This window comes from Streptomyces sp. NPDC057743, from assembly GCF_042798755.1.
Classification (GTDB): domain Bacteria; phylum Actinomycetota; class Actinomycetes; order Streptomycetales; family Streptomycetaceae; genus Streptomyces.
Window position 1 is genome coordinate 12,896 of sequence record NZ_JBHVJX010000041.1, and the last position, 24,335, is coordinate 37,230.

The 24,335-nt window shown below is 73.7% G+C and carries 20 protein-coding genes; 10 read left to right on the forward strand and 10 right to left on the reverse strand.

All coding sequences use genetic code 11. The features are described from left to right. The first annotated feature begins 25 nt into the window (after positions 1-25). Positions 26-2,236: a glycogen debranching protein GlgX gene (gene glgX / locus ACFVFQ_RS32610; protein WP_383423023.1), complete on the forward strand. Its 2,211-nt coding sequence runs from the start codon at positions 26-28 to the stop codon at positions 2,234-2,236. Positions 2,237-2,284: 48 nt separating this feature from the next. Here glgX and ACFVFQ_RS32615 read toward each other — a convergent pair whose 3' ends face one another. Continuing rightward, the gene (locus tag ACFVFQ_RS32615) at positions 2,285-3,565 is read right to left on the reverse strand and encodes an MFS transporter (protein WP_383423025.1); all 1,281 of its coding nucleotides are present in this window, start codon (positions 3,563-3,565) and stop codon (positions 2,285-2,287) included. A gap of 164 nt (positions 3,566-3,729) precedes the next feature. Between ACFVFQ_RS32615 and treY the strand changes: the two genes are divergently transcribed. After that, positions 3,730-6,195 carry a malto-oligosyltrehalose synthase gene (gene treY / locus ACFVFQ_RS32620; RefSeq protein ID WP_383423027.1) on the forward strand — a complete coding sequence of 822 codons (2,466 nt, stop codon included), beginning with the start codon at positions 3,730-3,732 and terminating at the stop codon, positions 6,193-6,195. 167 nt (positions 6,196-6,362) lie between these two features. Here treY and ACFVFQ_RS32625 read toward each other — a convergent pair whose 3' ends face one another. Continuing rightward, on the reverse strand, positions 6,363-6,917 hold the full coding sequence (locus ACFVFQ_RS32625) for an FHA domain-containing protein (RefSeq protein ID WP_383423032.1): 555 nt from the start codon (positions 6,915-6,917) through the stop codon (positions 6,363-6,365). A 156-nt stretch (positions 6,918-7,073) separates the two neighbouring features. Between ACFVFQ_RS32625 and treZ the strand changes: the two genes are divergently transcribed. Beyond that, the gene (gene treZ / locus ACFVFQ_RS32630) at positions 7,074-8,897 is read left to right on the forward strand and encodes a malto-oligosyltrehalose trehalohydrolase (protein WP_383423034.1); all 1,824 of its coding nucleotides are present in this window, start codon (positions 7,074-7,076) and stop codon (positions 8,895-8,897) included. Positions 8,898-9,103: 206 nt separating this feature from the next. On the opposite strand, the gene ACFVFQ_RS32635 is transcribed toward treZ, so the two are convergent. Beyond that, on the reverse strand, positions 9,104-9,637 hold the full coding sequence (locus ACFVFQ_RS32635) for a type 1 glutamine amidotransferase domain-containing protein (protein ID WP_383423100.1): 534 nt from the start codon (positions 9,635-9,637) through the stop codon (positions 9,104-9,106). Between the two features lie 173 nt (positions 9,638-9,810). Next, the gene (locus ACFVFQ_RS32640; RefSeq protein ID WP_383423036.1) at positions 9,811-11,328 is read right to left on the reverse strand and encodes a purine-cytosine permease family protein; all 1,518 of its coding nucleotides are present in this window, start codon (positions 11,326-11,328) and stop codon (positions 9,811-9,813) included. Positions 11,329-11,490: 162 nt separating this feature from the next. Between ACFVFQ_RS32640 and ACFVFQ_RS32645 the strand changes: the two genes are divergently transcribed. The 4 genes from ACFVFQ_RS32645 (at position 11,491) to ACFVFQ_RS32660 (ending at position 15,581) form a co-directional block, all read left to right on the forward strand. Then, positions 11,491-13,083, forward strand: a complete 1,593-nt coding sequence (locus ACFVFQ_RS32645) for a PucR family transcriptional regulator (RefSeq protein WP_383423038.1) — start codon at positions 11,491-11,493, stop codon at positions 13,081-13,083. 123 nt (positions 13,084-13,206) lie between these two features. Continuing rightward, positions 13,207-14,124: a metallophosphoesterase family protein gene (locus ACFVFQ_RS32650; protein ID WP_383423040.1), complete on the forward strand. Its 918-nt coding sequence runs from the start codon at positions 13,207-13,209 to the stop codon at positions 14,122-14,124. After that, positions 14,121-14,789, forward strand: a complete 669-nt coding sequence (locus ACFVFQ_RS32655; RefSeq protein WP_383423042.1) for a 4'-phosphopantetheinyl transferase — start codon at positions 14,121-14,123, stop codon at positions 14,787-14,789. The genes ACFVFQ_RS32650 and ACFVFQ_RS32655 overlap by 4 nt, the downstream gene beginning before the upstream one ends. A 213-nt stretch (positions 14,790-15,002) precedes the next feature. Next, the gene (locus ACFVFQ_RS32660) at positions 15,003-15,581 is read left to right on the forward strand and encodes a hypothetical protein (RefSeq protein ID WP_383423043.1); all 579 of its coding nucleotides are present in this window, start codon (positions 15,003-15,005) and stop codon (positions 15,579-15,581) included. Between the two features lie 48 nt (positions 15,582-15,629). Here ACFVFQ_RS32660 and ACFVFQ_RS32665 read toward each other — a convergent pair whose 3' ends face one another. Beyond that, positions 15,630-16,469, reverse strand: coding sequence for an alpha/beta fold hydrolase (locus ACFVFQ_RS32665; protein ID WP_383423045.1), 840 nt, complete (start codon positions 16,467-16,469; stop codon positions 15,630-15,632). Positions 16,470-16,534: 65 nt separating this feature from the next. Between ACFVFQ_RS32665 and ACFVFQ_RS32670 the strand changes: the two genes are divergently transcribed. After that, the gene (locus ACFVFQ_RS32670) at positions 16,535-17,161 is read left to right on the forward strand and encodes a CGNR zinc finger domain-containing protein (RefSeq protein WP_383423047.1); all 627 of its coding nucleotides are present in this window, start codon (positions 16,535-16,537) and stop codon (positions 17,159-17,161) included. On the opposite strand, the gene ACFVFQ_RS32675 is transcribed toward ACFVFQ_RS32670, so the two are convergent. The 4 genes from ACFVFQ_RS32675 to ACFVFQ_RS32690 form a co-directional block, all read right to left on the reverse strand. Next, positions 17,136-17,804 (reverse strand): TetR family transcriptional regulator, encoded by a 669-nt coding sequence (locus ACFVFQ_RS32675; RefSeq protein ID WP_383423049.1) that lies wholly within the window; start codon positions 17,802-17,804, stop codon positions 17,136-17,138. The two genes, ACFVFQ_RS32670 and ACFVFQ_RS32675, sit on opposite strands and share 26 nt — an antisense overlap. A gap of 174 nt (positions 17,805-17,978) precedes the next feature. Continuing rightward, a complete protein-coding gene (locus tag ACFVFQ_RS32680; protein ID WP_383423051.1) occupies positions 17,979-18,941 on the reverse strand; it encodes an aminotransferase class IV in 963 nt (320 codons plus the stop codon). A 293-nt stretch (positions 18,942-19,234) separates the two neighbouring features. Then, complete coding sequence (locus tag ACFVFQ_RS32685; protein WP_383423102.1) at positions 19,235-19,969, reverse strand: SDR family NAD(P)-dependent oxidoreductase; 735 nt, start codon at positions 19,967-19,969, stop codon at positions 19,235-19,237. Positions 19,970-20,242: 273 nt separating this feature from the next. After that, complete coding sequence (locus ACFVFQ_RS32690; protein WP_383423053.1) at positions 20,243-20,878, reverse strand: ScbR family autoregulator-binding transcription factor; 636 nt, start codon at positions 20,876-20,878, stop codon at positions 20,243-20,245. 128 nt (positions 20,879-21,006) lie between these two features. Here ACFVFQ_RS32690 and ACFVFQ_RS32695 point away from each other — a divergent pair, with 128 nt between their 5' ends. Continuing rightward, positions 21,007-21,945, forward strand: a complete 939-nt coding sequence (locus ACFVFQ_RS32695; RefSeq protein ID WP_383423055.1) for a ScbA/BarX family gamma-butyrolactone biosynthesis protein — start codon at positions 21,007-21,009, stop codon at positions 21,943-21,945. Between the two features lie 194 nt (positions 21,946-22,139). On the opposite strand, the gene hutI is transcribed toward ACFVFQ_RS32695, so the two are convergent. After that, the gene (gene hutI / locus ACFVFQ_RS32700) at positions 22,140-23,348 is read right to left on the reverse strand and encodes an imidazolonepropionase (protein ID WP_383423057.1); all 1,209 of its coding nucleotides are present in this window, start codon (positions 23,346-23,348) and stop codon (positions 22,140-22,142) included. 122 nt (positions 23,349-23,470) lie between these two features. Between hutI and ACFVFQ_RS32705 the strand changes: the two genes are divergently transcribed. After that, positions 23,471-24,298: an IclR family transcriptional regulator gene (locus ACFVFQ_RS32705; RefSeq protein WP_383423059.1), complete on the forward strand. Its 828-nt coding sequence runs from the start codon at positions 23,471-23,473 to the stop codon at positions 24,296-24,298. Positions 24,299-24,335 lie beyond the last annotated feature (37 nt).

A 24,335-nucleotide genomic window follows, 5' to 3' on the forward strand; every position in this document is an offset into this window, starting at 1 on the left:
GTAGAGAAAGTGGAAGAGACTACGCATGCAGGTCTGGCCGGGACAGATGTACCCGTTGGGTGCCACCTACGACGGTGCGGGCACCAACTTCGCGGTGTTCTCCGAAGCCGCCACGCGCATCGAACTGTGTCTGCTGCACGACGACGGGTCGGAGACCGCCGTCGAGCTGCGCGAGTCCGACGCCTTCGTGCGGCACGCGTATCTGCCGGGGGTGATGCCGGGGCAGCGCTACGGCTTCCGGGCGCACGGCCCTTACGAGCCCGAGCACGGGCACCGCTGCAACTCCGCCAAGCTGCTGCTCGACCCGTACGCCCGGGCGATGAGCGGCGTGATCGACTGGGACGAGGCGGTCTACGGCTACCACTTCGGCCGCCCCGAGGTGCGCAACGACCTCGACTCGGCGCCGCACACCATGGCGTCGGTGGTGGTCAACCCGTACTTCGACTGGGGCGACGACCGCCCGCCGCGGACCGCCTACCACGAGACGGTGCTCTACGAGGCGCACGTCAAGGGCCTGACGATGCGCCACCCCGAGCTCCCGGAGGAGCTGCGCGGCACCTACGCGGCGCTGGCGCACCCGGCGATCATCGACCACCTGACGAAGCTGGGGGTCACGGCGCTGGAGCTGATGCCGGTGCACCAGTTCGTCCAGGACCACCGGCTGGTGGACGCGGGGTTGACCAACTACTGGGGCTACAACACCATCGGGTTCTTCGCCCCCCACAACGCCTACGCGTCCTGGGGGGATCGCGGGCAGCAGGTGCTGGAGTTCAAGACCGCGGTCCGGGCGCTGCACCGGGCGGGCATCGAGGTCATCCTCGACGTCGTCTACAACCACACGGCCGAGGGCAGCCACTTGGGGCCGACGCTGTCCTTCCGGGGGCTGGACAACGCCTCGTACTACCGGCTGTCGGACGACCGGCGCTACTACATGGACACCACCGGCACCGGCAACTCCCTGTTGATGCGCAGTCCGCACGTGCTCCAACTGGTGATGGACTCGCTGCGCTACTGGGTGCAGGAGATGCGCGTCGACGGGTTCCGGTTCGACCTGGCGGCGACGCTGGCCCGGCAGTTCCACGAGGTGGACCGGCTGTCGTCGTTCTTCGACCTGGTGCACCAGGACCCGGTGGTCAGCCAGGTGAAGCTGATCGCCGAGCCGTGGGACGTCGGGGAGGGCGGCTACCAGGTGGGCAACTTCCCGCCGCTGTGGACGGAGTGGAACGGCAAGTACCGGGACACCGTACGGGACCTGTGGCGCGGGGAGCCGCGCACCCTGGCGGACTTCGGCTCCCGTTTGACCGGCTCGTCGGACCTCTACCAGGAGGACGGGCGGCGACCGCTCGCCTCGGTCAACTTCGTCACCTGCCACGACGGTTTCACCCTGCGCGACCTGGTCTCGTACAACGACAAGCACAACGAGGCCAACGGCGAGGACAACCGGGACGGTGAGCGCTTCAACCGGTCCTGGAACTGCGGGGTGGAGGGGCCGACCGACGACCCGGCGGTGCGCCGGCTGCGGCTGCGGCAGATGCGGAACTTCCTGGCCACGCTGATGCTGTCGCAGGGCGTGCCGATGCTCAGCCACGGCGACGAGTTCGGGCGCAGCCAGCGCGGCAACAACAACGCGTACTGCCAGGACAACGAGCTGACCTGGGTGCGGTGGCCGGAGCGGCGGCCGCCGACCGACGACGAGGGGCCCGACGGCGACCGGGAGGGCGCGGCGGACGGGGCCGGCGGGGCGGTGCTCGCGCCGGGGGCGACCGAACGGGAGGAGGCGCGGGCGCTGCTGGCGTTCGCCCGGCAGATGGTGTGGCTGCGGCGGGACCATCCGGTGTTCCGTAGGCGGCGGTTCTTCCAGGGGCACCCGATGGAGGGCACCCACGACGAGCTGTCCGACATCGCGTGGTTCACCGCGGCCGGCGCGGAGATGGGGACCCGCGACTGGCAGTCGGTGCACGACAAGTCGTTGACGGTGTTCCTCAACGGGAGCTCGATCTCCGAACCGGGGCCGCGCGGCGAGCCGGTGACCGACGACTCGTTCCTGCTGATGTTCAACGCCCATGAGCAGGAGCAGGAGTTCACGGTTCCGGAACACCTGGGGCGGCAGTGGCAGGTGGTGGTGGACACCGACCGGCCGCAGGCGCCGGCGGACGGCCGGGGCGCCAAGGTCAAGGGCGGCGACCGGCTGACGCTGATCGGGCGGAGCCTGCTGGTCCTCCAACGGCCGGCCTGAGCGCACCCGGGAGGGCCGCCGGGTCAGGGGGCCAACACCCGTGCGGCGTCAGGCAGTCGGGGTGCGGTCCATCGCGGCCCCCTGGCCGGGGCGGGCGGTGCGTACGGGGGCGGTGGGCCGGGAGCCGGCGCGGGTGCGGAGGGCGACGGCGAGGATCAGCACGGCGGCGCCGACCGCGACCGCGAAGGCGGCGGACGGGCCGTACGCGTCGGCGAGCCGCCCGGACAGGGCCAGCGCCAGGGCCTGGCCGCCGACCACCGCACTGGTCAGGAAGGCCATCGACTCGGCCAGCCGGGCGGCCGGCACGAGCCGTTCGGTCAGCCCGAAGAGCGTGATCAGATGCGGCGCGAAGGCCACCCCGAGCACCACCACGACCAGATAGAGCGCCCCCATGGAGCGGACGAGGAGCAGCGGCGCGGAGAGCACGATGAGCGCGGCGGCGGCCGCCCGCCAACGGGCCGGCAGGCCGATCCGGGCCGGCACCAGGGCGAGCGAGAGCCCGGCGACGGCGCTCATCACGCCCATCGCCGCGTACACCAGGCCGGCCTGGGCGGGCTGGTGGAGGCGTTCGGTGAGCGCGGTGATGCCGGCCTGGCAGGCGCCGAACATGGCGCCCTGGAGGGCCGTGGAGAGCCGCATGGCGTGCACGGCGCGCGGCATCCGCACGCGGGCCGCACGCGGCGGCCGAGGGGCCTTGCGGGCGCGGTCCGGGGCCGGCCCGGTGACCACCGCGGTCGGATGCAGGGCGAACGCCGAGCCGCAGACCGCCAACAGGACCGCGGCCAGCGCCAGCGCCACCGCCGGATGCGCTACCGAGGCGGCCACCCCCACCAGCGCCGGGCCGAGTACGAACGACACCTCGTCCAACGTGCCCTCGAAGGACAGCGCGGCGCTCACCACCCGGTCGCCGGCCGCCGCGCGGTGCGCCAGGGCGACCAGCCGGGTACGGGCCAGCGGTCCGACCTGGGGGACGCTCGCCCCGGCCAACAGGCCGATCAGGGCGAGTGGCGGGGTCGCCATCCGGGCCAGGGACGCGGCCACCAGGGCGGCCACCGCGAGGGCGTTGAGCCAGCAGCAGACCAGCACCACCGGGCGCTGCCCGCGCCGGTCGGCGAGCCGCCCGGTCAGCGGCCCGGCAACCGTCTGACCGGCCGCCAGGGCGCCGCCCACCAGGCCGGCGGTGGTGAGCGAACCGCTCGTCTCGGCCACCAACAGCACGCTGCCGAGCTGGCACATGGCGGTCGGCAGCCGCCCCAGGAACGAGACCACGGGCAGCAGCGGCCCGCCCAGGGCGAGCACCCGGCGGTAGGTGGCGGCGGCAGCGGTCATCAGAAGAAGCTAGCCGCCCCACCGGCACGATCCGTACCGGCGGTACGTACGAAGCGAGGCCCCGGACCGGCCCGGCCGTTCGGACGAAGACACGACGGGCGGGGCGGCCCGGGATGACGCAACCCGATGACAGAACGGGCCGCGGGCGGGGTACGGGTGTTCCCATGACGCAGCCTTCGAGTCCGTCGCCCACCGCCACCTACCGGCTGCAACTCCAGCCGAACTTCCCGTTCGCCGCGGCCGAGCGGGCCGTTCCGTACCTCGCCGCCCTGGGGGTGTCCCACCTCCACCTCTCCCCCGTACTGGAGGCGGTGCCGGGGTCCACCCACGGATACGACGTGACCGGCCACGCGACCGTACGGGCCGAACTGGGCGGCGAGGACGGGCTGCGGGCGCTGGCGGCGACGGCACGGGCGCACGGCCTGGGGCTGGTCGTCGATCTGGTGCCCAATCACATGGCGGTGCCCACACCGCTGTCGCTGAACGGGCCGCTGTGGGAGGTGCTGCGCGAGGGGCCGGCGTCGCCGTACGCGCGCTGGTTCGACATCGACTGGGACGGCGGTCACGGGGGCCGGCTGCTGCTGCCCGTCCTGGAGGGGCGGATCGGGGACGAGCTGCCCCGGTTCCGGGTGGCGGACGGGCTGTTGCACTACGGGGAGCAGGTCTTTCCGCTGCGCCCCGGTACGGAGCGGCTGCCGCTGGAGCGCCTGTTGGAGGCGCAGTGGTACCGCCTCGCCTGGTGGCGACTGGCCCGCACCGAGCTCAACTACCGGCGGTTCTTCACCATTTCGGAGCTGATCGGGGTGCGCGTCGAGGACCCGGAGGTGTTCGACGCGACGCACCGGGCGGTGTTGCGGCTGGTCCGGGAGGGCGTCATCGACGGGCTGCGGATCGACCACCCTGACGGGCTGGTGGATCCGGGCGGCTACCTGGCGCGGCTGCGCGGCGGCAGCAAGGGGTGTTGGACGGTGGTGGAGAAGATCCTCACCGGTGCGGAGCGGCTGCCGGACGGCTGGGCGTGCGCGGGCACCACCGGCTATGACGCGCTGCGCCACATCGACGGGCTGTTCGTCTGCCCGCAGGGCGTCGGGCGGCTGTTCTCGCACTACCGCGACTTCGTCACCCCGCTCGCCGACGAGGGCGGCGACTGGGAGGAGACGGTGCGCCGGGCCGCCTACGAGGTCGTCGCGCACGAACTCGCGTCCGAGGTCGAGCGGTTGGTGCGGACCGCGGCCCGGATCAGCGACCGGGTGCCGCGGCCGGGCGACCACGCGCCCTGGGCGCTGCGGCAGGCGGTCCGGGAACTCCTGGTGCGGCTGCCGGTCTACCGCCCGTATGCCGGCGACGCCACGGACGCCGCCCGGGCCGCGGCCGACGCGGCGATGCTGGGCAGTGCGGCGGAACGGGCCCGGGCCACCTTCCGGGTGCCGGAGGAGGCCGCGGCGGTGGACCTGGTTCACGACCTGGCGCTGGGGCGGTTCGCCTCCGGTGGGGAGGGCGGGGACCATCCGCCGGACCCCGATGTCGCGGGCTTCGCGGCCCGGTTCGCGCAGACCGCGTCCGCGCTGCACGCCAAGTCCGTGGAGGACACCGCCTTCTACCGCTATCCGGTGCTGTTGTCGGCGTGCGAGGTCGGGGGCGATCCGGGGGAACCCGCGCTGGGGCCCGGGACGTTTCACGAGTACTGCGCGCGGATGCAGCGGGACTGGCCGGAGAGCGGCACGGTGCTCTCCACCCACGACACCAAGCGCAGTGCCGATGTGCGGGCGCGGATCGCGGTGCTGTCGGAGTGTCCGGACCGTTGGCGGGACGTGCTCGGGGTGGTGACCGACGGGAGCGAGGACGCGGACGATGTGGTTCCGGTGGATCCGATGGTGTCGTGGACGGCCTGGCAGACCGCCTTCGGCCTGGGCGCGTCCGCCGCCGGGGGCCCGACGGCGGAGCGGCTGACGCCCGCGGTCCTCAAGGCCGTGCGGGAGGCCGGGCTGCGCACGTCCTGGACGGAGCCGGACGCGGTGTACGAGGAGAGGGTGGCGGAGTTCGTCCGCAGCGGGCCGTGCGGTGCGGCGGCCGACCAACTGGCCGCGCTGGAGGCGGAGCTGTCCCCGTTCGTCCGGGCCAATGTGCTGGGCGCGGCGCTGCTGCACCTGACCATGCCGGGGGTTCCCGACGTCTACCAGGGCACCGAGCGGGAGTACGCGGCGCTGGTCGATCCGGACAACCGGCAGCCCCCGTGGTTCGAACCGGGGCTGCTCGCCAGTTTGGACGCCGGGGCCACGCCGGTCGAGCTGTCCGCGGAGAAGCTGCTGTTGACGGCCACCGCGCTGCGGCTGCGGCGGGCGCACCCGGAGTGGTTCGGCGCCGCCGCGTCCTACGAGCCGCTGGTCGCGGAGGGGCCGGCGGCCGAGCACTGCGTGGCCTTCGTCCGCGGGGGGCGGGTGGCGACGGCGGTGACCCGGCTGTCGCTGCGGCTGCGGGAGACCGGCGGCTGGTGGGACACCGTGCTGCGGCTGCCCGCGGGCGGTGACTGGCGCGAGGCGCTGACCGGCCGGGCGCTGGCGGGCGGGACGGCGGTCGGGCTGGCCGCCCTGCTCGAACGGTGGCCGGTGGCCCTGCTCGTGCGGGAGTAGCGGGCGGTAGCGCAGAAAACGTACTGACGATGCGTCAATTGCCGTGTGTGGCGGGCGAACTGGTCGTTCGGGCTCACCGGTGGTGGCGTACGCGTGGTGCATCAGGCGGGCCGGGTCCGTTGGCGGATGGCATGCGGGCCGCCGTCCGGGCCGGGCCGCCCGACCGCTCAGCGCTCGCGCAGACCCCGGCGCTCGGTGAGGACGTAGTCGACCTCGCCGAACCTGATGTGGTCGCCGGGCCCGACCTGGATCTCGCCGACCAGGCGACGGCCGTTGACGCAGGTGCCGTTGGTCGAGCCGAGGTCGCGCAGCATCCAGCCGCTGCCCTCGCTGCGCAGCTCGGCGTGGTTGCGGGAGACCGTCTCGTGGTTGAGCCGCAGGCCGACGCCCGGCGCCCGCCCGATCCGCAGCGGGAACGGCCCGGGCTCGGGCAGCAGCAACTTCGGCAGCCGCTCCGTGCGCCAGGCCCTGCGCACCCGGAGGTGGAACGCCGACACCCGGCCGACCGCCCGCAGCACCAGCCCCTGCACCTTGCCGCGGTCCTCCAAGTCGGCCGTGGCCAGCGCGAGTTCCGAGTGCTGCTGGGCGCTGAGGACGAGTTCCAGTCGGCGCAGGAAGGTGTCCTGGGACAGCCGTCCCTCCGCCGCGCCGTCGCGCAGCAGCTCAAGTGCGCGTTCCCGGTCGGCGTCCGAGGGCCGCGCGGGGAACTGGAGCGAAGTCATGGCGCAATTGTCCGGCCTGCGGTGACTCGGTGTCCAGGCGATGTCGGTGCGCCGCCGCGCCACGTCCTTTCGTCCGGCGCGACGGCGTGCTTTCGTCGTCCGCAGCGGGCCGCCGGGCCGGAAGACGGTCGGCCGGAGCAACGAAGGAGGACAGCCGTGCTGTTCGAGGTATGGGCGCCGAACGCCGGGCGGGTCGCCCTCCAGTGGGCCGGCGACCGGTCCGGCCAGCCGCCGGTCCCGTTGGACCGCGACCCCGACCGGCCCGGTTGGTGGCGCGCGGAGGCGACGGCCCAGGAGGGCGACCGCTACGCCTTCCGGCTCGACGGCGGGCCGCCCCGGCCCGATCCGCGCGCCGCCCGGCTGCCGGAAGGTCCCGGCGGGCCCGGCGCGGTCGTCGACCACGCGCGGTTCGCCTGGCGGCACCCGTGGCCCGGCCGCCCGCTGCCCGGCGCGGTCCTCTACGAGCTGCACATCGGGACGTACACCCCCGAGGGCACCTTCGACGCGGCCGCGGACCGCCTCGGCCACCTCGCGGACCTGGGCATCACCCACGTCTCCCTGATGCCGGTGTGCCCGTTCCCCGGGCGGCACGGCTGGGGCTACGACGGGATCGCGCCCTGGGCGGTGCACGAACCGTACGGCGGTCCGGACGGGTTGAAGCGGTTCGTGGACGCCGCGCACGGCCACGGGCTCGGCGTCGTCCTGGACGTGGTCCACAACCACCTCGGCCCGTCCGGCAACCATCTGCCGGAGTTCGGCCCGTACTTCACCGCCGCCCACCAGACGCCCTGGGGGGCGGCGGTCAATCTCGACGCCCCCGGTTCCGACGAGGTCCGCGACTACTTCCTCGGGAGCGCGGCGAGTTGGCTGCGGGACTACCGGATCGACGGGCTCCGGTTGGACGCGGTGCACGCCCTGCACGACGACCGCGCACAGCACTTCCTGGCCGAACTGTCCGCCGCGGTGGACGCGCTCGCCGCCCAACTGCGCCGCCCGCTCTTCCTGATCGCCGAGTCCGACCGCAACGACCCGCGCACCACCGCGCCGCGCGCGGCCGGCGGCCTGGGCCTGCACGGCCAGTGGAACGACGACTTCCACCACGCCCTGCACACCGCGCTGACCGGCGAATCGCACGGCTACTACGCCGACTTCGCGCGCGCCCCGCTCGCCGCCCTCGCCAAGACCCTCAGCGGCGGCTTCTTCCACGACGGCAGCCACTCCAGCTTCCGCGGCCGCCGCCACGGCGCCCCCCTGGACCTGCGGACGACCCCGCCACACCGGCTGCTCGCCTACGCCCAGACCCACGACCAGATCGGCAACCGCACCCACGGCGACCGGCTCGCCGCCACGCTCTCCCCCGGCCTGCTGGCCTGCGCCGCCGCGCTGGTGCTCGGCTCCCCGTTCACCCCGATGCTCTTCATGGGCGAGGAGTGGGGCGCCCGCACCCCCTGGCAGTACTTCACCGACCATCCGGACCCGGAACTGGCCGAGGCCGTACGGGCCGGCCGGCGCCGCGAGTTCGCCGCCCAGGAGGGCGCCGCGCCCGGGGCCCTCCTGGGCGCCGACTGGCCGGACCCGCAGGACCCCGCCACCCGCGACCGCTGCGTCCTCGACTGGTCCGAGCCGTCGGCCGAGCCGGGCGCCGCCCTGCTGGCCTGGTACCGCGCGCTGCTCGCCCTGCGCCGCAGCCATCCGGCCCTGACCGACCCCGACCCGGCCCACACCCACCTCACCCACGACGAGGACGCCCGCTGGCTCCTCCTCCGCCGCGGCCCGCTCCGCCTGGCCGTCAACCTCGCCCCGCCCGGCACGACGGCCGCCGTTCCCCTCGCCCCTCCGCCCCCTCCTTCCCCGACCGGAACGCCGCGCTTCCGTGCCGTGGCCGGCTGGCCGCACCCTCATCTCCCGGAGGGCGACGGGGTGTTGCAACTTCCGGGGGAGTCGGTGGCGGTGCTGGAAGAACTGCGGGCCGAGGTCTAGGGCGCTTCGGATCTCCGTGGAGGAAGGAGCGGCGTCTGGTGCGTGCGATCGCAAGGCGCCGGGATGGCTTCATAGCGGAGCTATGGGGGCATTTCGGCAACGCCACGAGCGTGCGTGCCAGACGCCGCGACGCCGCGGAGATCCGTCAGCAGCGCCCTAAGGCCTGTCCGACCCTGGCCCATCGGACAGGCCCTGGGCGCCCCCGGCTACCTAGCGAACTCCTCGATCAGGGACGTGCAGAAGGCGTCCAGGTCGGCGGGCTTGCGGCTGGTGACGAGGGTGTTGGTGGCCTTGGTGCAGACCACGACCGGCTGGTCGACCCACTCGCCGCCGGCGTTGCGGATGTCGGTGCGCAGACTGGGCCAGGAGGTCAGGGTGCGGCCGCGGACCACGTCGGCCTCGATCAGGGTCCAGGGGGCGTGACAGATGGCCGCGACCGGTTTGCCGGTCTCGAAGAAGGCGGCGATGAGGGCGACGGCGCCCCTGTCGAGGCGGAGCGCATCGGGGTTCGCCACGCCGCCGGGGAGGATCAGGCCGTCGTAGTCGGCGACGGAGGCGGCGTCCACGGTGACGTCGACGGGGAAGCTGTCGGCCCGGTCGAGGTGGTGGAACGCCCGGATCCGGCCGGGCCTGGTGGAGATCAGCGTGGGGGTGCCGCCGGCGGCGGTGACCGCCTGCCAGGGCTTGGTCAGCTCGACCTGTTCGGTGCCCTCGGGGGCCACCAGGAACGCCGCCTGCATGGGCATGGTGCCTCACTTCCCTTCGTCCGCGCGGCCGTTCGGCGCTCCCGCGGTCCGTTCCGTCGCCGGCCCTGGCCGGTGGCGAAAACGCCGGTCGGCCGGTGGGATCTCTCCCTACCGACCGACCATAACGGGATGAAGCGGGCGACTCATCCGCGCTGCGAGGGGCCGCGCTACGCGCCGGAGCCCTCCGCGGCCGTCGCCGCGCCCTCCGCGCCCTCCGCGCCCTCCGTGCTCTCCGCGCCCGCGCCCTCCAGTTCGCGCTCGCTCTCGGCGATCGCGGCCCGTTCGGCCGCGAAGTCGAGGTTGCGGCAGAGCAGGTAGTACAGGCCGCCGCCGACCAGGAGGCCGGGGATGAACGACAGGTCCGCGCCGCCCAGTGCCTTGGTGACCGGGCCGGTGTAGAAGGCCGTGGAGAAGAACGGGATCATCGCGACGAAGCCCGCCACGTAGGCGACGATGCCGCGCCAGGACCAGCGGCCGTAGATGCCGGACGGGTCGAAGATCGCGGTGACCGCGTAGTGGCCGCGCCGGACCCAGTAGAAGTCCACCAGGTTGACCGCCGTCCACGGGATCAGGAAGTAGAGCATCATCAGCACGAAGGTGTTGAAGCTCTCCAGGTAGTTCTCCGGGAGCAGCATCGCCACGGTGAAGACGATCAGGCCGATGGCCACGATGCCGGCGATCCGGATCCGGACGGTCGGCTTGACCTTCCGGAAGGCGTCGACGGCGCTGGTGGTGGTGAGCATCGCGCCGTACGCGTTGACGGCCATGATGCCGACCAGGGCGACCGAGGAGACGACCACGGCGAAGGTGCCGAAGCCGGGCAGGATCGCGTTGCCGACCTGGCGGATGCCGCTGATCGCGTCCGGGTGCGGCAGCGCCGAGGCGAGCAGGGCGCCCAGCGACATCAGCCAGGCCGCGGAGCCGGCGGCGCCGGCGTAGGTCCACCAGATGACCTTGCGGGCGGGGACGTCCCGGGGCAGGTAGCGGGAGTAGTCCGAGACGTAGACGGCGTAGCTGATCTGGTAGCCGGCCGCGGCGGAGAAGACCACCAGGAAGGACGTCCAGGAGCCGTGCGCGGCGTGGCCGGCGGCCGCGGAGTGCGGGTCGAGGTGGATCAGGGCGCCGACGGTCAGCACGCCGAAGACGGCGATCAGCACGTAGGTGAGCCAGCGTTGCACCAGGTGCAGCAGGTCGTGGCCGACGACGGCGAGCACGATGGCGACGCCGATGATCAGCACGTACCAGAGGGTGGTGCCGCCGGGGAAGACGGTGCGCAGGCCCTGGGCGGCCAGCACGACGTTGAAGACGTTGAAGCCGACGTAGACGAAGACCACGGCGGCGAACGGGACGATCGCGCCGCGGATGCCGAACTGGGCCCGCGACTGGATCATCTGCGGCAGCCCCATCCGGGGGCCCTGGTTGGCGTGGAAGGCCATGAAGAAGGTGCCGAAACAGGCGCCGAGGATGACGGCCGCCACGGAGAGCGGCAGGCTCAGGCCGAGGGCCGGGCCGAGGAAACCGGTGACCATGGTGGTCAGCACGAAGTTGCCGGTGAACCAGAACGGGCCCTGGTGCCACACCTTCCCGTGCCGCTCGCGGACGGGGACGTAGTCGATGGAGCGGACCTCGATCATGCGGGAGCCTCGCCCCTCGCTCGTGTCTTCCATGGGTGCCGTGGGATCCATGGTTACTCCTCGGGCGTGGCGACGGGATGTGTGGAGAGGGGCCGCGGGCCACTACGGGGAAACGAGGGGCGGATTCCGCGGTGGTGTGAACCTAGGCCCCCCGCCGCCAGGACTCGATCGCCCGATCGTCCATCCAATAGATATGTGGTGGACACTATGTCTATGCCTCTGCGTATCTCGGATCTGCTGGCACAGCCCGATCTCCATCTGTCGCTGACCTACGACGTCCCGCCGGAGCTGCTGTCCCGGACCATCGAGGCGGCGACCGTCTCCGACCTGCTGGTCCCGGGCAAGTGGTTGCAGGGCGGCGAGCTGCTGATGACCATCGGGCTGCTGCTGCCGATGGAGCCGGCCGCCTGCCGGGCGTACGTGCGGGACGCCGCCGAGGGCGGCGCGGCCTGCCTGGCGCTCGGGCTGGGGCAGGGGCTGCCGTACCAACGGGCGCCTGAGCCGCTGGTGACGGCGGCGCGGGAGGCGGGGCTGCCGCTGCTGACGGTGCCGGACGAGGTGCCGTTCATCGCGGTCACCAAGGCCGTCTTCGACGCCCGGGCCGCCGAGCAACGGGAGGTGCTGCACCGGGCGTTCGCCACCCAGCGGCGGCTGACCGCCGCCGCGGCGACCAGCGACGGGCTCCAGCCGATGCTGGCGGAGTGGACGGCGGCCACCGGGGTCGGCGCCACGGTCCTCGACCCCCTGGGGCGGCAGTTGGCGACCGCCGAACAGGAGCCGCTCGCGCCCCTGGAGCAGGCGCACGATCTGATCGAGCGGGTCGCCGCGCGGGGGCTGCGGGGCAGCGCGAGCAGTACGGCCGGCGGCCGGCAGTTGGAGGTGCAGCCGCTGGGTGCCCGCCGGCTGCGCGGTCTGCTGCTGCTCACCGGGCGGCCCGACGACGCCGCGCGGTCCGTCGTCCCCGGGCTGATCTCGCTGCTCTCGCTGGAGTTGGAGCGGCGCCATCTGCGCGACGAGCCGGAGCGCCGGCGGCGGTCGGCGCTGCTGTCGGAGCTGCTGGCCGGCGAGGACCTGGTGGCCGAGCGGGCCCGGGACATGCTGGCGTCGGTGGGGCTGTCCGCGGAGCGGGTGCGGGCGGTGGTGGTGGAGGCCGCGCCCGCCACGGGCCCGCGGGGTCCGGGCGGTGCGCGCTCGGCGGCCGGGCTGTCGGAGGCCGCGGCGCAGGAGATGGCGGCGGATCTGGCGCTGGCGATGCCGGGCGGGCTGGTGCGGGTGACCGGTGGGCCGGGCTCCGCGCCGGTGCCGGTGATCGAGGCGGTGGTCGGCGAGGAGTTGGACATCCACGCGGTGCTCGGCCGGTTCGCGCCGCACTGCCCGGCGGGCATCGGCCCGGCCACCGCGCCGGAGGCGGTGCGGGTCTCGCTGCGGCAGGCGACCGGGCTGCTGGCCGTCAGCCGGACTGGCGGGGCGCCCGCGGAGGCCCGGCAGAGCGAGGCCGCCCGGCTGCTGTTGGAGCTCGGCGACCGGCGCACCCTGCACGGCTACGCCGACACCGTGCTCGGCCCATTGGACCTGGCCGACAACGGCGAGGAGTTGATCGCCACCCTCGCCGCCTGGCTGGAGACCGGTGGCGCCTGGGACGCCACCAGCCGTCGGCTCGGCGTCCACCGGCACACCGTGCGCAACCGCCTGGACAAGGCGATGGACCTCACCGGGCGCCGCCTCGACGACCCCGACGACCGCTTCGACCTGTGGCTGGCCACCCGCATCCGGCGCGGCGGCGCCCCCTCCCCCGGCGTGCGGTGACCGCCGTCGACGCCCCGGGGCGCCCCCTCCCACCGACCGTCCCGTAGGGGCTCCCCCACGGCACACCCCCTGGATCCCGGGAGGCGCTTCACTTCTCTTCGCGTCACCGTCTTTACTGCTGAGGTGACCTACGAGATCCGCACCTTCGCCCCAGGCGCCGAGCACGCCACCGCCACGCCGGCCCCCGCGTCCCGCGAGGGCCGCTTGGTGGCCGTCAGCGATCTGCACGTCCGGTACGACGAGAACCGCGAGATCGTCGAGCGATTGCGCCCGCAGTCCGACGACGACTGGCTGCTGGTCGCCGGGGACGTCGGGGAGTACGTCGAGGACATCCGCTGGGCCCTCTCCGTGCTGAGCAGTCGGTTCGCCAAGGTCGTGTGGGTGCCCGGCAACCACGAGCTGTGGACCCCGACCAAGGATCCGATCCAGCTGCGCGGCGTGGCCCGTTACGAGCATCTGGTGGAGATCTGCCGGGAGTTGGGGGTGCTCACCCCCGAGGACCCCTTCCCCGTCTGGGAGGGCGCCGGCGGCCCGGTCGTGATCGCGCCGCTCTTCCTGCTCTACGACTACTCCTTCCGCATGCCGGGCGCGGGCTCCAAGGAGGAGGCGCTCCAGATCGCCGAGAAGGCGGGCATCGTCTGCACCGACGAGTACTTCCTCCACCCCGACCCGTACCCGTCCCGCGAGGCGTGGTGCCGGGCCCGGGTCGAGGAGACGGAGGCCCGGCTCGCCGCGCTCCCGGAGGACCTGCCGCCGATCCTGATCAACCACTGGCCGCTGGTCCGCGAACCCACCCGTCCGCTGTGGTACCCGGAGTTCGCCCTGTGGTGCGGCACGGAGGCCACCGCCGACTGGTCGCGCCGGTTCCGGGCCGCCACCGTGGTCTACGGCCATCTGCACATCCCCCGGCTGATCGTGTGGGACGGAGTGCCGCACCAGGAGGTGTCGCTCGGTTACCCTCGCGAATGGCGGCGCCGCGCCGGCTCCCCCGGCCGCCCGGTCCAGATCCTGCCCGTTGCGACGACCGGAGTCCCCGCGTGATCGAGAAGCTGCTCCCGGCGCCCATAGCGACCGCCGAGTCCTTCGCCGACGACCCGGTCGAGGAGATGTTCCCGGAGGAGTTCGCGCTGGTGGCCCAGGCGGTGGACAAGCGGCAGCGGGAGTTCGGCACGGTCCGCAACTGCGCCCGCCGGGCCCTGGCCACGTTCGGCATCGCCCCGGCGCCGGTGCTGCCCGGGCCGGGCCGCGCCCCGCGCTGGCCCGACGGCATCGTCGGCACCATGACCCACTGCACCGGCTACCGCGGCGCCGCGGTGGCCCGGGCGACGGACCTGCGCTCCCTGGGCATGGACGCCGAACCGCACGCTCCCCTGGGCGACCCCGGCATCCTGCCCCTGGTGACGCTCCCCGAGGAACGCGCCCAGCTCGCCCAACTCGCCGCGCACCAGCCGGAGATCTGCTGGGAACGCCTGGTCTTCAGCGCCAAGGAGAGCGTCTACAAAGCCTGGTACCCGCTCACCGGCCGCTGGCTCGGCTTCGAGGAGGCCCGCCTCACCCTCGACCCGACCGACGCCACCTTCACCGCCCAACTCCTCGTCCCCGGCCCCCTGGTGGACGGCCACCGTCTCGACACCTTCACCGGCCGCTGGCTGATCGGCTCGGGATTGGTGATGACGGCGGTGACGGTCGCGCCGGTGCGCGCGTAGCGAGGCGGGACCCGCCAACCTGCCGCCCGCCGCCACTAGCACAACTTCCCCCCATTGACGCCGTGTTGACCACATGTCGGGCCAACGGCTCGCCGCCAGGGCCGGTCCGATGGGTCAGGGGCGGTCAGGCCCTAAAGTCCCTTTCGGATGGGTCGTGGACGGTGCGGGCGCTCCGCGGTGCGGGGCGCGGTGCGGGTGCGGGGAGGCGTGCGCATGAGGCCGGGGAAGGCGCTGTGGCGCTGGCGGCGGAATCCGCTCAGGCGGCCGTCGGACGTCCTGGAGGCGGCCGCCCTGCTCGTCGCCTCGGCGCTGGTGGTCGTCGGCGGGCCCGCGGTGGGGGTCGGCTCGGGGCTGGCGGCGCAGGACGCCTTCCGGCAGCAGCGTCGGGAGCGGTATCCCACCACCGCCTTCCTGGTGGACGACGCGCAAGGGCGGCCGACGGGCGTCTTCTCCAGCTACGGCGGCGACAACACCGTGCGCGTCGCCATCCGTTGGCGCGATGCGCAGCGCTCCGCCCACCGGGGCACCACCCAGGTCGAGGCCGGGCGCAGGGCGGGGTCGGGGATCACGGTGTGGCTGGACCGCGGCGGGCGGCTCGCCCATGAACCGCTCGACCCGGCCGGCGGCGCCGTCGCGGCCACGCTGGTCGGCGCGGTGGCGGCGGTCACCTGGTGCGGCGTGGTGGCCGGTGCCGTCTGGGGCCTGCGGGCGTGGCTACGACACCGGCGCGCCGGCCAGTGGGAACGGGCCTGGGCCGAGGGCGGCCCGCGGTGGGGGGACGGGCGGTTGTGAGGCAGAGCGGAGCGGCCGATCGGCTCGGCCGCCCCGGTCAGTCGCCGCTCAGCGGGCGAAGAAGTCGATCAGGGCCCTGGCCGTCTCCTCCGGTTGGTCCTCGGCGAGGAAGTGGCCGGCAGCGGGGACGGTGCGGCGTTCGGCGCCGGGGATGGCGGCGGCGAGTCGGTCGCCGGTGGTGGTGGGCAGCCACGCATCCTCGGCGCCCCACAGGACGAGGGTCGGCGCGGCGATCTCGCCGAGCCGGCCCACGGCCTCACGGGTGTCCTCGAAGCTGACGGCGCAGACCTGGTCGACCCAGCGCCGCTGGCCTTCGGGCCCCGCCCAGGGCGCGCGGTAGGCAGCGGCGGCCTCCTCGGACAACGGCCGGTGGACCGCGGTCCGGAGGCGGGAGGCGACGAGGTCGTCGAAGAGGTCCGTCGGCATCGTGCGGTACGCCTCGGCGTAGCGCTGCTGGTGCTCGGTGAAGGGGGTGTTCCACGGGCCGAGGACGGCGGCGTCGAGGAGCGCGAGGCGGGAGGCCGGCACCCCCTCCAGGAGGTGGGCCCGGACGACGGCGCCGCCGCCGATGTCGTGCCCGACGAGCGCGGGCGCCGAAAGGCCCCAGTGGTCGACGAGTTCGGCGAGGGTGCGGGCCTGTTGGGCGATGGAGGGGGCAGCCCCGGAGGCGATGCGGGAGGCGCCGAAGCCCAGCAAGTCCCAGACGTAGACGGTGTGGTGGCGGGCGAGGAGGGGGACGACGTTCCGCCAGAGGTAGGACGAGGCGGGGGTGCCGTGGACGAGGACGACGGGCGGGCCCGCTCCGAAGACGCCGGTGGCGACCTCGCCGGCAGCGACCGGTACGCGCTGACGGAGCTTCCACTGGGCGGGCTGAGTATGCGCACTCAAGCCGATCCCTCCAAAGGTAACGGGTATAGTCGGCGTTCTCCGATTACCCTAGCGTGGAGTAAGGCGTGAAGTTTTCCTTTTCCGATTACACGCTCGGGGCGGGCGTCGCAACCGAACTCGTCAACACCTCCGCCCTGGTCCGCAGGAGCACGGGCGAACTGCTCGTGGACCCGGCCGCGTTGGGCCGCTTCCTGGTCGAGCACGAGATTCCCGTGGCCCCCGCGACCCCCGGCCGCCGGCCGAACGAGGAGGACTTGGCGCAAGTGCTGGCGCTGCGCGGCGAGTTGCGCGCGCTGCTGGAAGCCGACAGCGAGGACCGGGTGGCCGAGGGCGCCAACGCGCTGGTCGGGCGGGCGGGCGCGGTCCCGTCTCTGGGACGGGACGCGGAGGGGCGCTGGCAGTGGTACGTCGCCACCGGCCAAGGGGCCTCACTGGCCGACGAGTTGGCCGCCCTGATCGGCACCGGGCTGCTGGGGGTGCTGCGGACGCTCGGCCACCGTCGCATCCGACACTGCGCCTCACCCGTGTGCGACGGCATGTTCGTGGACACCAGCAAGGCGGGGCGGCGCCGTTACTGCATGCCCGAGCTGTGCGGCAACCGCCTCAACGTCGCCAGGCACCGCGCCCGCCGACTCGCGGCCGACTCCCCCGGGTCGCAGCCGGGCCCTACCGGTCCTGAGCGCCCCTCGTAGCCTTAGGGCTCGCAGGCCACTTGGGGCTGTCGGGGGCGGTGGGGCGAAGGCCCCGGGCGGCCTCCGGGGAGGCCACGGCGTGCAGCAACGCCCGCCAGGAGCAGGCGAGTTGCGCCGTGTCCGTGGTGCCGGTGTGGGCGCAGGCCGCCTGGAGGGCGGCGGTCTCCGCGGCGGCGACGAGGCCGGCCGCCAGTGTGGTCACCGTCGCCGGGGTCACCTCCGCCCGCAGCGCACCGTCCTCGTCGGCGCGGGTGCTCGCCGCGTGCAACTCCGGCAGCCACGCCCCGTACCAGCCGTCCCGGGCCCCGTCCTCGCCGCCCAACCGGCTCGCCGCGCGCACCAGGTCGTCCTCGCCGAGCAGCCGCACCAGGAGGTGGGTGAGGTCGATCACCGCCTGGAGCGGGCCGGCCGCGCGCTCGACGCCGAGCGCGACGGCCTCGCGGGTGATCTGGCGGCCCAGTTCGCAGACCGCGTCGGCCAGTTGACGCTTCGCCGCGAAGTGGAAGGTGATCGACCCCATCGTCACCCCCGCGGTGTGTGCGATGTGGGTGAGGGTGGTGGCGGCGTAGCCCCGGCGGGCGAACTCCACCGCGCCCGCCTCCAGGACGCGTCGGCGCGTCCGTGCGGCTCGTTGCTGGATCACCGCGTGCCTTTCTTGCTCGACTGCCGGCCCGCCGGTGCCGGGGCGCCGCGAGCGGCGCACGGAGCGGGGTGCGGGGCGCGCCCCCGACGCTCCGGACGCCGCGCGACCGCCGGGTCGGTGCAGGTGCGTACGTTCGGTGGTGCCGTTCTCAGGTCCCTGTGAAGGGGTGCGGTCTCAGGGCGTGGCCGGGTCGGCCGGGGGTTCCGGCTCGCGCTGCGGTACCGGCGTCCGCCACTCCGGGTGGCCGGCGCGGCCCGTCACCGTCGCCCGGAAGACCGTCGCGATCGCGTCGAACACCGGGCGCTCCGCCGCGAACGGCCGGCCGTCCAACGAGGCGACCGGCAGCAACTCGCCGGCGGTGCCGGTGAGGAAGACCTCCTGCGCCGCGTGCACCTCGGCGACCTCCACCGGCCCCTCCGTCACCTCCAATCCCAGGTCGCGGGCGAGGGTCAGCACGGAGTCGCGGGTGATGCCGGCGAGCAGGTTGTCGTTGAGCCACGGGGTGCTCAGCCGCCCCTCGGTGACGAGGAAGACGTTGGCGGTGGTGGCCTCCGCCACCCGGCCGGTGTCGCAGTCGAGTTGGAGCGCGTCGTCGAAGCCGGCGGCCTGCGCCGCGGTCTTGGCCAGCCCCGAGGTGACGTAGGTGCCGACGGCCTTGGCGCGCCGCGGGAAGGACTGCGGCGAGGGGCGGCGCCACGGCGAGACGGTCAGCCGCACGCCCGGTATGTCGGGCGGCTCGGGCGGCGGCGCGGTCACCGGCCAGACCTCCACGCCCAGGGTGAACGGCACGGTGGCCAGGGCGATGCTCACCACCGGGTCGGCGGCGAAGAGCCCGGGGCGCACGTAGCCGTCGGCGCAGCCGCTGTCGGCCGTGGCACGCAGCGTCGACCGGCGTAACCGGGGCAGGTCGTAGTCGTGGCGAATGCCCAGCAGCCGGGCCGAGTTGAGCATCCGTTCCAGGTGGTCGTCGAGGCGGAAGATGGCGGGCCCCTCCGGCGTGGCGTAGCAGCGGATGCCCTCGAAGACGGCGGTGCCGTGCTGGACGCTGCTGCTGCCGAAGGGGATGCCGCGTCCGGGGTCGAGGGTCGGGACGTTGGGGCCGTCCCAGTGGGTGTGGACCGAGGTGGGCAGGTTCATCTCGGGTGCTCGCCTCCTTCACGGGGCCGCGCGTACGGCGCGGGCGGTGTGTCGTCGGTGGTCGTCGTCCACGGTCAGGGGGAGTGCGAAAGGGCGCGCACCGCAGGCGTGGTGCGGTACGCACTCGTGACACAGCGGAGCCCAACGGCGGTGCGGGGGCGGGAAGTTCGGGCCCCGCCGCTCACACGCCCGTCTTCAGGCACGCGCAGAACAAAAGATAGGGCTCTTTATGTAAGTTGGGTAGGGCGCGGCGAGCGGCAGCAGGGCGCCGGTGTCCGGTTCGGACGGGGTGCTCAGACCGCCGAGTAGCCGCCGTCCACGGGGACCACGCCGCCGGTGACGAAGGACGCCTGGTCGCTACAGAGCCAGGCGGCGGCGCGGGCGACCTCGACGGGGTCGGCCAGCCGCCGCTGGATGGCCCGGGCGACCACGTCCAACTCCCGGCGGCCGGCCGCCTCCAGGGCGGTGGCGAGCATGTCGGTGCGGGTGGCGCCCACGACGAGGGCGTTGACGCGGATGCCGTGGTCGCCGTACTCGGCGGCCGCGGTCTTCGTCAGCCCCAGGACGGCGTGCTTGGCGGCCACGTACGGGGCGATCGCACCGGTCGCGAACAGGCCGGCCGTACTGGAGGTGTTGACGATCGCGCCACCGGTGTCCTGGGTGAGCATCGTCCGGATCTGGGCGCGCAGGCAGTTCCACACCCCACGGACGTTGACGTCCATGATCCGGTCGAAGACCGCCTGCTCGGTCTCGTGCAGGCGGCAACCGAGCGTGCCCTGGCCGGCGTTGTTGAAGGCGGCGTCCAGGGTGCCGAATTCGGCCAGCGCCACCTCGACCGCGCGCTCCACGTCGGCCTGGTCGGTGACGTCGCCGGTGACCACGGCGGCCCGGCCGCCGGCCTCCTCGATCTCGCCGGCGAGCAGGCGCAGTCGCTCCTCGCGGCGGGCCATGAGGACCACGGAGGCGCCCTCCTCGACGAAGCAGCGGGCGGCGGCCGCGCCGATGCCGCTGGAGGCCCCGGTGATCATGACGGTCTTGTGGTGGAGCGTGCCGGGCCCGCGCTCCCGGACGCCGGGCTGCACCGCCGTCCGTCGCCTCGGAAGGAGGCACGTCCTCGGTCGCGCCCTCCCCGCGGTCGGTGTGCTCCTTGCCGCCTGTACCGGAATCGTCGGCGTCATGCCATACCCCCGTGTGTGGACAGCCACTGGTGCGCGTCTCAGAATCGCGATGTGCCCCTGTGGTGTACCCGCGTCCCACCAACCCGGTCAATACCCGTCATACGGAGCGTGACTGACCCATCCTCACAAGGCGATTTCGGCCACCCTGCCCCGCTCGACGTCGAGTTCGACCGCGGCCGCCGCCTCCGGCGCGGCCAGCGCCGGCAGCAGGCAGCGCCACATCTCCACCACGCGGTCGGGCAGATCGCGGTGCCCGGTCGCCATCTGGGCGTGCATCTGCGCGCCCGTGCAGGCGTTGACTATCAGGCGGGCGGTGGCCGCCGCGTCGCAGCCGGGGAGGAGTTCGCCGCGCTCCCGGGCCCGGCCCAGCTCCTGCTCGAATATCCGCGCCCACTGCTGGTGGGAGTTCTGCTCGGGGCCGATGAACTCCCCCTGCTCCATGACCAGTCGGGCGCCGGCCAGCAACACCGGGTCCTCCAGGAGCTGGTGGGCCCAGGTCAGGGTGATGTCGACGACGCGTTGGAGGCCGGCGGAGGGGCGCGGAGGCAGCACCCGGTCCGGCTGACCCACCACGATCTCGCGGGCCAGCGCCGCCTTGTTCTTGAAGTGGAAGTACATCGCCCCCATCGTCAGGCCCGCGCGGTCGGTGATCTTGGTGACACTGGCGCCCGCATACCCCTGCTCGGCGAAGACCTCAGCCGCCGCCCGCACGATGGCGGCCCGGGTCCGGAGGGCACGGTCCTGTCGCTGTCGTGGCATGGTGTTTTCCGGTCCGCTCTCGACAGAATAAATAACGTTCTCTATGTTACGGCAGGTGGCTGGTTCAACTCCATCCCCAGTCACACCAGTTGCCGCACACGACGATCACCAGCGTGAGGAGAAGTCGTATGCCCGCCCCCCTAGCCGCCGTCCCGGCGGTACCCGGGTCGGCCCCGGTACCGGGCCGCCTGGTCCGCAAGCACCTCAACGACGAGGTCCTGATCACCGACTGGCACCCGGTCTCCGGCACCACACACCGCGTCACCGCGCACTGGCCGCAGCGGCACGACTTCTACGCCCCGCACGTCGACCGCTACAGCCCCCTGCTGCTGATCGAGACCATCCGCCAGGCGCTCGCCATGCTCTCCAACACGGCCTTCGAGGTGCCGCTGGAGTACCGGTTGGGCTGGGACTACTGCTCCTCCACCATCACCCCGGCGATGCTCGGCATCCGGCCGGAGGACAGCGGGGCCGCCGTCGAGTTGACCATCACGCACACCGTGCCCACCAAGCGCCGCAGGGGCGGTCCGGTGCGCCTGGAGGCAGAGATCAGCGCGTTCCGCGAGGGGGAGCTGTTAGGCACGGCGCACCTTCGCTATACCTGCCATCCGCCGGCCCTCTACGACCGGTTGCGCGGTCGGCACGCCGACGCCAAGACCGCCACCTCGCTCGCCCCGCCGCCCGGCACACCGGTGCCGCCCGGGCAGGTGGGCCGCACCACCGAACGGGACGTGGTGCTCTGCCCGACGGACCAGCCGCGGCGCTGGCAACTACGGGTGGACACCGGCCACTCGGTGCTCTTCGACCACGCCCACGACCACCTGCCCGGCATGGTGCTGCTGGAGGCCGCCAGTCAGGCCGTGCAGTACCTCGCGGGGCCCGAGCGCACCAACCCGGTGACGCTGCGCACCCACTTCACGCGCTACACCGAACTGGACGCGCCCTGCTGGATCGAGGCGACGCCGCTGGAGCGGCCGGAGCCCGGCCTCGTCAGCAGCGACATCACCGGCACGCAGAACGGCCATGTCACCTTCACCACGCAGGTGGTGGCCCGACTGTCCACGTGACCCCGTGACGCACGCCCCGCTGCCCACGTGTCCTCGCCCCTGCGGGCGAGGACACGGGAAGCGTTCCGGTCTGCGTGCGCAACGACGTCGCATGACCGGCATGCGCATCTGGGCCAGCGGACGGCGTCGCCCATCGAGTGAACCCCGGCAGTGCGCCGCATACTCAACGGCCCAACAGCCCAACGGTCAGGGCGTCATGGGCGCGTCATCGGCCCCGCGCCCGCCCGCTGGCCGGCCCGCCACACGGCCGACACCAGGGGCACGCCCGGCCGGTAGGCCAGGTGCACGTGCGAGGGGGCGTCCAGGACGACGAGGTCGGCGCGGGCGCCGGGCGCGAGGCGGCCGATGTCGGTGCGGCGCAGCGCGCGGGCCCCGCCGGCGGTGGCCGACCAGAGGGCGTCGTCGGGCGTCATGCCCATCTCGCGCACGGCGATGGCGATGCAGAACGCCATGGAACTGGTGAAGGACGAGCCGGGGTTGCAGTCGGTGGACAGCGCCACGGTGGCGCCCGCGTCCAGCAGACGACGGGCGTCGGGGTAGGGCGCGCGGGTGGAGAACTCGCAGCCCGGCAGCAGGGTGGCGACGGTGTCGCCGTGCGCGAGGGCGTCGACGTCGGCGTCGGTGAGGTGCGTGCAGTGGTCGGCGGAGGCCGCCGCGAACTCGACGGCGAGCTGCACGCCGGGGCCGTAGGAGAGCTGGTTGGCGTGCACCCGGGGCAGCAGGCCGGCGCTTCGCCCGGCGGCGAGGATCGCCCGGGCCTGGTCGCCGTCGAAGGCGCCCTGCTCGCAGAAGACGTCGATCCAACGGGCATGCGGGGCACAGGCGTCGAGCATCGGCCCGGTGACCAACTCGACGTAGCCGGCCGGGTCGTCGGCGTATTCGGGCGCGACGATGTGCGCGCCCAGGAACGTGACCTCGTCGGTGTACTGGCCGGCGATCCGCAGGGCGCGGGCCTCCTGGTCGGGGGTGAGGCCATAGCCGGACTTGGTCTCCAGGGTGGTGGTGCCCTGACGGAGTGCCTCGGTCACGTGGCGGGCGAGGTTGGCGCCCAACTCCTCGTCGCTGGCCGCGCGGGTGGCGGCGACGGTGGTGCGGATGCCGCCGGCGGAGTAAGCCCGCCCGGACATCCGGGCGTTGAACTCCTCGGTGCGGTCGCCGGCGAAGACCAGGTGGTTGTGGGAGTCGACGAAGCCGGGGACGACGGCCCGGCCGCCGGCGTCATGGACGTGGTCGGCGGCCGGTGCGTGGCGGGCGGGCCCCACCCAGGCGATCTTCGTGCCCTCGATGAGGAGGGCGGCGTCGCGGAGTTGACCCAAGGGGCCGGCGCCGAGGGCGAGGTCGTTCGTCACGAGGTTGCCGATGTGGGTGACGAGGGTGGTCGTGGTGGGGTGCGCTGGTGCCATGCCACCATGAAGCCGCAGGTCCGGGCCGTCGGGCTACCGGGTGTGGCGGCCTACTGTCTGGCATCCGAGACGTACCGTCGCGGCTCCTGTGCCGGGCGCGTCGCGCTCCTTACGCTCGTCCCATGTCCACTGTGCCCGCCGCCGACCAGGTTCTTTCTATTTTGCGGTACCTTGCCCGCCAGGCCGGGCCGGTACCGGCCGCCGCGATCAGCCGCGACATCGGGCTGCCCCGGTCCACCACCTACCACCTCCTCGACACCCTGGCCCGGCAGGACTTCGTGGTCCACCTGCCGGAGGAGCGGCGCTACGGGCTGGGCGTCAGCGCCTTCGAACTCGCCTCCGGCTACAGCCGGCAGGCCCCCTTCGAGCGGCTGGCGCGGCTGCCGCTGGCCCAACTCGTCGACCGCACCGGCTACAACGCGCACCTCGCCGTGCTGCACGGCCGCGAGGTGCTCTACGTCATCGAGGAGCGCGCACCGGGCCGGGCGCCGCTGGTCAGCGACGTCGGGGTCCGGCTGCCGGCCCAACTCACCGCCAGCGGGCGGGCGGTGCTGGCGCGGCTGTCCCGGGCGCAGGTGCGCGCGCTCTTCCCCGACCCCTCGGCGTTCGTCACCCGCAACGAGACCGGGCCGGGCTCGCTGTCGGCGCTGCACGAGCTGCTGGTCGAGGTGCGGCGGCGCGGCCATGCGACGGAGGAGGGCGAGGTGACCCGCGGCTTCTCCTCGCTCGCCGCCGCCGTCCTCGACCACCGCGCCCACCCGATCGCGGGCGTCGCGGTGACCTTCCCGACCGCGGACGTCGGCACGGAGGAGCGGCACCGGCTCGCCGGTCAAGTGACCTGGACCGCAAGGGAGTTGACGCGTCGGGTGGGCGGGGTCGTCGATCCGGACGCGACGGCCGGCGGGCCGCCCGAGGCCGGTCGCCGTCAGGCCGGCGACCGGCGCCCTTGAGTTCCGTCGCGGCGGGGAGCGCCCTCGCCTCGACGGA

Bases quoted from the DNA above. Each gene is read 5' to 3' on its own strand.
- glgX (WP_383423023.1), top strand. From the start codon at position 26: ATGCAGGTCTGGCCGGGACAGATGTACCCGTTGGGTGCCACCTACGAC.
- ACFVFQ_RS32615 (WP_383423025.1), bottom strand. From the start codon at position 3,565: ATGACCGCTGCCGCCGCCACCTACCGCCGGGTGCTCGCCCTGGGCGGG.
- treY (WP_383423027.1), top strand. From the start codon at position 3,730: ATGACGCAGCCTTCGAGTCCGTCGCCCACCGCCACCTACCGGCTGCAA.
- ACFVFQ_RS32625 (WP_383423032.1), bottom strand. From the start codon at position 6,917: ATGACTTCGCTCCAGTTCCCCGCGCGGCCCTCGGACGCCGACCGGGAA.
- ACFVFQ_RS32635 (WP_383423100.1), bottom strand. From the start codon at position 9,637: ATGCAGGCGGCGTTCCTGGTGGCCCCCGAGGGCACCGAACAGGTCGAG.
- ACFVFQ_RS32640 (WP_383423036.1), bottom strand. From the start codon at position 11,328: ATGGATCCCACGGCACCCATGGAAGACACGAGCGAGGGGCGAGGCTCC.
- ACFVFQ_RS32645 (WP_383423038.1), top strand. From the start codon at position 11,491: ATGCCTCTGCGTATCTCGGATCTGCTGGCACAGCCCGATCTCCATCTG.
- ACFVFQ_RS32660 (WP_383423043.1), top strand. From the start codon at position 15,003: ATGAGGCCGGGGAAGGCGCTGTGGCGCTGGCGGCGGAATCCGCTCAGG.
- ACFVFQ_RS32680 (WP_383423051.1), bottom strand. From the start codon at position 18,941: ATGAACCTGCCCACCTCGGTCCACACCCACTGGGACGGCCCCAACGTC.
- ACFVFQ_RS32685 (WP_383423102.1), bottom strand. From the start codon at position 19,969: ATGATCACCGGGGCCTCCAGCGGCATCGGCGCGGCCGCCGCCCGCTGC.
- ACFVFQ_RS32690 (WP_383423053.1), bottom strand. From the start codon at position 20,878: ATGCCACGACAGCGACAGGACCGTGCCCTCCGGACCCGGGCCGCCATC.
- ACFVFQ_RS32695 (WP_383423055.1), top strand. From the start codon at position 21,007: ATGCCCGCCCCCCTAGCCGCCGTCCCGGCGGTACCCGGGTCGGCCCCG.
- hutI (WP_383423057.1), bottom strand. From the start codon at position 23,348: ATGGCACCAGCGCACCCCACCACGACCACCCTCGTCACCCACATCGGC.
- ACFVFQ_RS32705 (WP_383423059.1), top strand. From the start codon at position 23,471: ATGTCCACTGTGCCCGCCGCCGACCAGGTTCTTTCTATTTTGCGGTAC.